The organism is Fibrobacter sp., from assembly GCA_024399065.1.
Taxonomy (GTDB): Bacteria; Fibrobacterota; Fibrobacteria; order Fibrobacterales; family Fibrobacteraceae; genus Fibrobacter.
Genome location: JAKSIB010000077.1, coordinates 1 through 3067 on the forward strand (window position 1 = coordinate 1; position 3067 = coordinate 3067).

Here is a 3067-nt window from a genome sequence, read left to right on the forward strand (position 1 = left end):
CCGACCGAGGGTGAGGTGCTGACCGCGGACACGGCTGACGGCAACCGCGTACCGACCGCACCACGAACAGCCGCTGACGGGGTTCTGCACTCGTCCTCCGCTCGTCTTGCGCTCGTTCTGCGCTCGTTGCCCGCTGCCGCGGGCGGCTCTGCCGGGGGTGGCGCTCGCGGCACCCCTACAAACACAAAGAGGCCCCCAAAAGGGCCTCCACGCGACTGGTTACTATATCTGAAGATCAATCTTTATCAGATCCACCAGCCATGAGTTAACAGATTGGCCGCAAATGGCCGCTCTTGCTGTTATTTCTGCGGCCATGGCCACGGGAACTCTAACGGATATGGTCTTTGTATCTGGAGCCGTTTTCGGCCGTCCTGCGCCTTTTCTCGCGCCTCCCCAGGTACTTTGTAGGTCAATGGCAGCATCTACCACATAGCTGCCATCGATCGTGAGCTGGCGAAGCTCTCTACGTTTCCGGCTCATGGCTTGTCAGCACTCGAGATCTCGAGCTGGACGTCCTGTGCATCCTTGATACGTGAGATCAGATACTCATACGCGTACATGGGCCGGAACTGGGTCTCCTTGCAATGACGAAAGGCGGCGAGGAGTGCTACAGTACGCGCGCCTCCAACCAGACACCCCTCTGTGACGTTATAAAGGGCCATTACTTGGTTGTAGGTGAGCTTATACTCGAGGATCCTGGATATAATGATATCTGGGTTGTGGTCAGGATCCTTAACCAGACTTATCCGGCACTTATCAACATCGGCCAGTCCAGACTTGTCCTTCCCGATCTTAGATATCATCGCAGCACTAAAATACCCCTCCACTCCAGCACCACTATTGTGGTCGGATGGGGTTAAATTATCTGTATGATTGTTTAAATGAGTGGTTGGTTGTTGAGCTAAATCACTAACATCATTGGAGCGAGGTTGCCCCCCCCCCGTTAAGGTGGTTGCAGCCTGGTTGCTTTTTTGAGACTTGATTAATGCAGATTTACGTCCGGCCGCTGACAATTTGGCTCGTTTAGCCTCATGATCAGCCATACAGGCATTGAGCCAGGGCGAGGATAAGTAACCATCTGAGCTCAGATCAAAAAGATCATACTGTGTGATGACTCGCTCTACTAGGGCAAGATCCTGCTCATGGATCTGCCAGCCGATTACAGCTGTGTCGCTCTTGATCCGATAATCATCGGTACTGCGGAGGCATTCCAGGATCATTACATAGATACCGTAGCCAGCTGCTCCCTCTTGCATACGCATACGGAGTACATTGTCCATACTCGATAAGGTTGTTGGGTGGTAAAAATAGGTGTACATTGAGGTAATAATGAGGTTGATTAAAAGAGGGCCGGGAGGGAGCGACCCTCCCCAAGAACCTCATATCTTGTTGCCCTTGTCTCCATGTGTCGACGCGGCAAAGATAGGTAATAAACTTGAATTGTGCAAACAAAAATCAAAAAAAGTGCTGTACGGGTATTAAAAAAATCAGATCACCCGATAAATGGATGATCTGATCAACAAAAACTTAAACTTACATTAGCAAGATGCGACGAGATTAGAGGTCACCGTCTATAGACTCGGATGTCTTAAATGAGATGCTCACTACGCGGCTATCAGATAACGTTACAGTCACCCTGGCCAAAGGCGATGTCGTTGAGATGGTTGGCGCGGTCAGTCTAATGACATTACCATCACGCGTCACAGAGGGCTGCTGAGCCATGGTGCCGTTTTCGGCAATAAAAGATACGGACGATACACCATCTAACTTAGACGATGACAGTGAGATCTCGACGGCTTTAGTTGTAGCTCCTGACATAGGTCCGTAATAATCGCCAGAGTTGTAAGACGTGTTGGCAATCTTAATCCTGGCAATGTACATTGGTTGAGCCTCCGCACTCTGTGCATTTGTGCTAACTGGTGACAAAATAACCTCGGCATCTACACCATAGCTTGCGATTGCCAACTCATGCTGAGACTCTGTTGTGTACTGCGCGATCAGAGCATCGTTATTGAGCACAAGCTGTTGTGTTGATACCAGTAGTCCGTTATTAGCTTGCTCACTCAAAATGTAAGCAAAACCACCTATTGATATGTAGTCGGATGTGCCGAGGCAGCCCAACAAATTCTGGGAACAAAACTCAGGGAGGTAGTCACGCAGAGGGTCTTCATTCATGTCAGATAAGGTCACCTCATAGCAGCGGCAGATGAGACGAGGAGTTCCGAGGGCGTCGACAGACTGTTGATAGCTAACAAATGACAGCTGTTGACCAATCCGGCAATGACCGTTGTTGTTTACGAGTGCTAGCGCAAACTGCTGCACTGTGGTGTTGTCATCGATGGTCAATGAGCCAAGCTTGAGATTAGTATACCACGCAGACGCGGTAGCTGTGACCTCGATGGATGGTAGGCTGCCCTGGCTCACGATATAGCCAGCTGCAATACAAGCTCCTGCTGCAGCCTCTGCTTTTGTCAGAGCTACAGTAGCTGTGCCGATGTTGACGCTCATAAACTTGTTGTAATCTGACTGAGATCTTTTTTTAGACTCAAAGGCTTTTGGCATCCAGCCAGAGCTAACCTTGTAGAAATTAACTAGGTTAGACCACAGCACTCGACGAGACTGCTGTGTTTGAGATCTACGAGCAGATGTGCCGTAGTTGCTTCCATTAAGAGCCTGACGAGCGATTTGTTGACCACCGCTGATGTAGTAGGTAGTCTCACCAACACGGCCGCGACGCATCGTGTTTGCAGGATTTCTAACGATACCCATGATTGTAATGGTGTTAAGGGTTAATGACTAGGAGAGCAGCGAAAGCACTCCATTAAGGAGAGTGATAAGTGCGTTAATGACAATCACCCAGATAGATTTCTTATTAGACTCCGCCATAGTGATAAGAGTTTGAGGAGGTTAATAATACAATGAATGCGCGCACACTCGCGACAAATATAGCCAGGAACCCCGAAGATTAGCCGAAGAGTATGCACAAATTGCCGTTAAGTGTGCAAGTTTCCGCGAGACTGCAATGTAGAGCTAACAAAACGGAGACACCGCTGATGCACTCGGGTGG

General features: G+C 49.5%; 2 protein-coding genes. Both read right to left on the reverse strand.

Features of this window, described 5'->3' with window-relative positions; translation table 11 throughout:
* Positions 1–476: 476 nt before the first annotated feature.
* On the reverse strand, positions 477–1280 hold the full coding sequence (locus MJZ25_16410) for a DUF4373 domain-containing protein (GenBank protein MCQ2125758.1): 804 nt from the start codon (positions 1278–1280) through the stop codon (positions 477–479).
* A 277-nt stretch (positions 1281–1557) separates the two neighbouring features.
* Positions 1558–2769, reverse strand: coding sequence for a hypothetical protein (locus tag MJZ25_16415; GenBank protein ID MCQ2125759.1), 1212 nt, complete (start codon positions 2767–2769; stop codon positions 1558–1560).
* Between the last annotated feature and the right edge of the window lie 298 nt (positions 2770–3067).

What these genes read in the sequence shown, in the direction of transcription:
- MJZ25_16410 (MCQ2125758.1), bottom strand. Translation starts at nt 1,280, where the DNA reads ATGGACAATGTACTCCGTATGCGTATGCAAGAGGGAGCAGCTGGCTAC.
- MJZ25_16415 (MCQ2125759.1), bottom strand. Translation starts at nt 2,769, where the DNA reads ATGGGTATCGTTAGAAATCCTGCAAACACGATGCGTCGCGGCCGTGTT.